Genomic DNA, 5,157 nt, shown 5'->3' with positions numbered 1-5,157 from the left:
CATCACCCATAACAAGGTAGTGTGGCAGGCGAACTGGTGGACCAGCAGCGAGCCCAAGGCAACCGATGGCAGCTGGAAGTCTGTCTGTAGCTATTGATTTTAAAATCAATGAGATAAGTGAGGCTTCGGCCTCACTTTTTTTGTCTGGTTGGTCGCTCTGGTTGAAAATGCGCCTGCCTTTCCTGGCGGGCAGCCTCTATAATAGAGTCGATTAATAATCAGATGGATATCAGCGTATGGCGAGTATATTGGATTCCGTTGATCAACGAACTCAACTGGTGGGTGAAAACCGACTTGAGTTGTTGATGTTTCGTCTCGGCACCCGTCAGATGTTCGCCATCAACGTCTTCAAGGTACGGGAAGTGGTCAAGTTGCCCCATCTGAGCAAGATGCCGGGCTCCCATCACAATATCAGCGGGGTGGCCAATATCCGCGGTACCTCGATCCCGGTGATCAACCTGCGCAGCGCCATCGGTATGCGCCCCATGCCCATCGACAGTGAATCCAACCTCATCATCACCGAGTACAACCGTACCATTCAGGGCTTTCTGGTGGGGCAGGTGGCCAATATCGTCAACATGACCTGGAAGGATATCCTGCCGCCACCGCGCTCCGCCGGGCGCGCCAACTACCTCACTGCCATCACCCGCATTCCCGAAGATGGAGTTGATCAGATCGTCGAGATTATCGACGTGGAGAAGGTGCTGGCGGAGATCATCACCTATGACATCCGCATCTCCGAAGAGGTGCTGGATCGGGAGATCCTGCCCGAGATGCATGGCCGCAAAGTGCTGATCGTCGATGACTCCAGCACAGCCCGCAATCTGGTGCGCGAGACCCTGGGCCAGCTTGGGCTTGAAGTGATCGAGTGTCAGGATGGTTTGCAGGCACTGACCCTGCTCAAGGGGTGGTGTGATGCTGGCAAGAAGGTGACCGACGAGATCCTGCTGATGATCACCGATGCCGAAATGCCTGAGATGGACGGCTACCGCCTGACCCACGAGGTACGCAGCGATCCGCGCATGTCCGATCTCTTTATCACCCTCAACACCTCCCTGAGCGGCAACTTCAACGAAGCCATGGTCAAGAAGGTGGGATGTGACCGCTTTATCTCCAAATTCCAGCCCGACTTGCTGGTCGGCGTGGCCCAGGAGCGGCTGCGTCAGGTGCTGGAAAGCTGAGAAGCTGCCTGCCGGTTATGCTAAATCAATAACAACACATCCCGCTTCGGCGGGATGTGTTGTTATTGGGTATTGGCGATGGATTGGTTGAATCAAGGTGCCACGCAGAGATCGTCTACAGCCCAAAACATCCGATTTTGGCGGGATGTTTGGTTATGGGATATTGGCGATAGACGGCGGGCTTATTGGCTGAGCAACGGCTCCATAAAGCGGGCAACTTTATCGCGGATTTGGGGCTGGGCCGCCGGGGTGGGATGAATACCATCGTTCATCATAAGTTCAGGGCGCAGCGCAATATCATCCATAAAGAAGGGCAGCAGGGGCAGATCGTTAGCCTGGGCCAACTCGGGAAAGATCTGTTCGAACTGGCGCAGATAGCGGGCACCGTAGTTGCGGGGCAGCTGGATTTGGGTCAACACCACACGGGTCTGCTGCTCCTTGGCGAGCGCGATCATGCTGGCCAGATTCTGGCGGGTAATAGTCGGTGCGAAGCCGCGCAGGCCGTCGTTGCCCCCCAGTTCGATCAGCAGCCAGTCCGGCTTGTGCTCCTTCAGCAGCGAGGGCAGACGGGCCAGCGCCCCTTGTGTCGTTTCACCGCTGATGCTGGCATTGAGCAGAGTGTGTTTGCCCCCCTCCTTCTGCCATTTCTGGTTGAGCAGGGCGGGCCAGCTCTGCTCAACCTGCATCTGATAGCCGGCGCTCAGGCTGTCTCCCAGCACCAGCAGGGTCTGGGCCTGAGCCGACGAAAGCAGGCTGCCGAGGCCCACGAACAAGGCAAACAGAATACGCACCATCAATTCAACTCCCGCTATGGATTGTCATCAAGGAATTGGAACAAAGGATACAGAGCATGAGTTCAACCCCCATTATTGTCGTCAAGGGCCTCGGCAAATCGGTTCGCCTCGGCCAGGAAAGCCTCACCATCCTTGAAGGGATCGATCTGCAAGTCAATAGCGGCGAGACGGTGGCGCTGGTCGGCGCCTCCGGCTCCGGCAAGTCCACTCTGCTGGGGCTGCTGGCCGGTCTCGATCTGCCGAGTCAGGGGGATATCGAAATCCTCGGCAAATCCCTAGGCGAGCTGGATGAAGAGGGGCGGGCCCGATTGCGCGCCGAGCAGATCGGCTTTGTGTTCCAGTCGTTCCTGCTGCTCCCGACCATGACGGCGCTGGAGAATGTGATGCTGCCCGCCGAGTTGCGCGGCGAGCGTGATTGCGAACCAAGAGCCCGCGAGCTGCTGGCCGCGGTCGGGCTTGGCGAGCGGTTGCACCATCTGCCGCCACGGCTCTCCGGTGGTGAGCAGCAGCGGGTGGCCATCGCTCGCGCCTTTATGACTCGTCCCAGCCTGCTGCTGGCGGACGAGCCGACCGGCAACCTCGACAGCAAGACCGGCGAGAAGGTGATCGAGCTGCTGTTTGAACTCAATCGCAAGCACGGCACCACGCTAGTGGTGGTGACCCATGACCATCAGCTGGCCGAGCGTTGCCAGCGGCAACTGGTTATGACGGCGGGCAGACTGGATCGCGAGGTGGCCCATGATGTGGTGTAACGGGGTGAGCTGCGGATCAGGCGGGAGATGCAAGGGATGATGCAGTGGCGATTGGGATGGCGACTGCTGCGCCGGGAAGGTTTCAGCGGCGAGCTGCGCTGGTTTGTGCTGGCGCTAGCGCTTAGCGTGGCGTGTGTCTTGAGTGTGGCATTGGTGGCGGATCGGCTCGATGCCGGACTCAAGGCGTCGGGCCGCGACTTTATCGGAGCGGATCGGGTGCTGCGCACCGCCGCCGCCCTGCCGGATGGCTGGCTAGCCCGGGCTAAACAGGATGGCTTGGCGGTGCAGACCACCGTCAGCTTCAACAGCATGCTGTTTCACGGCGACGCGCTGCAGCTTGCCTCCATTCGGGCGGTGCCCGATGGTTTTCCCTTCTACGGCAAGCTCACTCTGGAACCTGCCCGTGCCCCGGCCCCCGGCGAGATCTGGCTCTCCGCTCGGGTGATGCAGCTGCTTAAGGCCAAAACGGGGGATGAGCTGGAGGTGGGCAATACGGTGCTCAAGGTGGCAGGCCTGCTTGGCGAGGAGCCGGATCAGGGCTTCAGCCCCTTCCTGCTGGCGCCGCGTGCGCTGATCCACAGTGCCGATATCGAGGCGACCGGTGCTCTGCTCCCCGGCAGCCGCCAGCAGTGGCGCTATCTGTTCAAAGGGCCGCGAGAGTCGCTGGCCCGTTACGAGCAATGGTTGTTGCCGCAATTGCAGGCCGGACAGAAGTGGATCAAACCGGATGACAGCGAATCCCAAGTGGGTCGCTCGCTGGCCAATGCCGAGCGTTTCTTCCGGCTCGCCTCGCTAAGCGGGGTGTTGCTGGGGGCGTTGGCGATGGGGATTGCGGTGCGCCACTTTGCCGAGCGCCAGACTAATATGGTGGCACTGCTCAAGACCCTGGGGGCATCCCGTCACTCGCTCTGGCAACTGATGGGAACCCTGCTGCTGTCGCTGACGCTGATCGGCGCGTTGCTAGGTCTGGTGGCGGGCACAGCCATGCAGTGGATCACCTTGCAACTGCTGGGGGACCTGCTGCCGCCGGATCTGCCGCCCCCCTCCTGGCGCCCCTTTGCGCTGGGCATGGCAGTGGCGCTCTTTATCACCCTGCTGCTCGCTTTTGTGCCCTTCTTGCGGCTGCTGAAGGTGCCGCCGCTGCGGGTATTGCGCCGGGAGCTGGAGGCGGGGATTCCCCCCTGGCTGGCTCTGCCGGTCGGCCTGCTCGGGCTGTTTGCGCTGGTCTGGGGCTTTACCGCCGATGTGCGGTTGGCGCTGGGTCTGGTGGGGGGCATGGGCTTGCTGATGGGGCTGTTGGCCCTGCTGGCAGCCCTGATGTTGCGGCTGGGGACGAAAGTGAGCGGGCCTCATGCCTTGCGGCTGGCGCTGGCCCACCTGTCGCGCGAGCGCAGTAGCGGCCTGTTTCAGCTGGCGGGCTTTGCGCTGGCGCTGATGCTGTTTGGCTTGCTCTGGGCGGCCCGGGTCGATCTGCTGGATGAGTTTTCGGCTCGTCTTCCCGTCGATGCGCCCAACCGTTTTCTGGTCAATGTGGCCGAGAACGAGCGGGAGGGGATCCTGAGCGAACTGGCGGCAGCCGGGGCCACCACTTCCGATTTCTATCCCATGGTGCGTGGCAGGCTGACCCATATCGCCGGTGAGGCGGTGGGCGAGGGGGCCAGCAGTGGCCGCGAGGGGGTCGATCGGGAACTCAACTTCACTACCACGGTAACCCTGCCAATCGACAACAAGCTGGTGGCCGGTAAATGGCTCGCAGGCCCCGGCGAGGTGTCGGTGGATAGCGAGCTGGCCAAGCGACTCGATATCAAGCTGGGGGACATGCTCGCCTTTACCATCGAGGGGCGCAGCTTCGGCGCCAGAGTCACCAGTCTGCGCAGCATCAAGTGGGACAATATGCGGCCCAACTTCTACATGATCTTCTCCGAGGATCTGCTGGCACCCTTCTCCCGTACCTGGCTTGGTAGTTACCGATTGCCCGAGGCGGGGCGCACTGCCGAGGTGGAGTTGATCCGCCGCCACCCCACGGTGAGCCTTATCGATGTGGATGATCTGATTGCGCGGCTTACGCAGGTATCGGAGCAGGTGAGCCGGGCACTGGCGTTGATGCTGGGGCTGGTGACAGTGGCCGCGTTGCTGGTGCTGCTGACCCAGACCCAGGCCAGCATGGCTCAGCGTCGGCGCGAGCTGTTGCTGATGCGCACCCTGGGGGCCAGCAGCGACCTGCTGAAAAAGATGCTGCGTTGGGAGCTGGTGGCCAGTGGTGCGCTGGCGGGGCTCTGTGCCGCCATGGTGGTGGAGCTCTGCTCCTTTGGCCTGCAGTGGTGGTGGTTCGAGGGGCAGTGGCAGTTCCACTGGGCTATCTGGCTCGGCCTGCCGACACTGGGGGCACTGCTGGTGACGCTGGCGGGGCAGGGGATGCAGCGTCAGCTG

The 5,157-nt window shown here is 61.5% G+C and carries 4 protein-coding genes; 3 read left to right on the top strand and 1 reads right to left on the bottom strand.

Going from position 1 to position 5,157, the window contains the following annotated elements:
• The first annotated feature begins 236 nt into the window (after nt 1-236).
• Nucleotides 237-1,181 carry a chemotaxis protein CheV gene (locus tag AACS18_RS08170; RefSeq protein ID WP_005335238.1) on the top strand — a complete coding sequence of 315 codons (945 nt, stop codon included), beginning with the start codon at nt 237-239 and terminating at the stop codon, nt 1,179-1,181.
• A 182-nt stretch (nt 1,182-1,363) separates the two neighbouring features.
• Here AACS18_RS08170 and AACS18_RS08165 read toward each other — a convergent pair whose 3' ends face one another.
• A complete protein-coding gene (locus tag AACS18_RS08165; RefSeq protein ID WP_108614098.1) occupies nt 1,364-1,975 on the bottom strand; it encodes an arylesterase in 612 nt (203 codons plus the stop codon).
• Between the two features lie 56 nt (nt 1,976-2,031).
• Here AACS18_RS08165 and AACS18_RS08160 point away from each other — a divergent pair, with 56 nt between their 5' ends.
• Nucleotides 2,032-2,727, top strand: coding sequence for an ABC transporter ATP-binding protein (locus AACS18_RS08160; protein ID WP_019446439.1), 696 nt, complete (start codon nt 2,032-2,034; stop codon nt 2,725-2,727).
• A gap of 36 nt (nt 2,728-2,763) precedes the next feature.
• Nucleotides 2,764-5,157, top strand: a 2,394-nt coding sequence (locus AACS18_RS08155; RefSeq protein ID WP_108614097.1) for an ABC transporter permease, incomplete at its 3' end; no start/stop codon positions are given.

This window comes from Aeromonas sp. HMWF015, from assembly GCF_963878965.1.
GTDB classification, from domain to species: Bacteria; Pseudomonadota; Gammaproteobacteria; order Enterobacterales; family Aeromonadaceae; genus Aeromonas; species Aeromonas veronii.
This window is presented reverse-complemented; position numbering and strand designations above follow the sequence as displayed.

Bases quoted from the DNA above. Each gene is read 5' to 3' on its own strand.
- AACS18_RS08170 (WP_005335238.1), top strand. From the start codon at position 237: ATGGCGAGTATATTGGATTCCGTTGATCAACGAACTCAACTGGTGGGT.
- AACS18_RS08165 (WP_108614098.1), bottom strand. From the start codon at position 1,975: ATGGTGCGTATTCTGTTTGCCTTGTTCGTGGGCCTCGGCAGCCTGCTT.
- AACS18_RS08160 (WP_019446439.1), top strand. From the start codon at position 2,032: ATGAGTTCAACCCCCATTATTGTCGTCAAGGGCCTCGGCAAATCGGTT.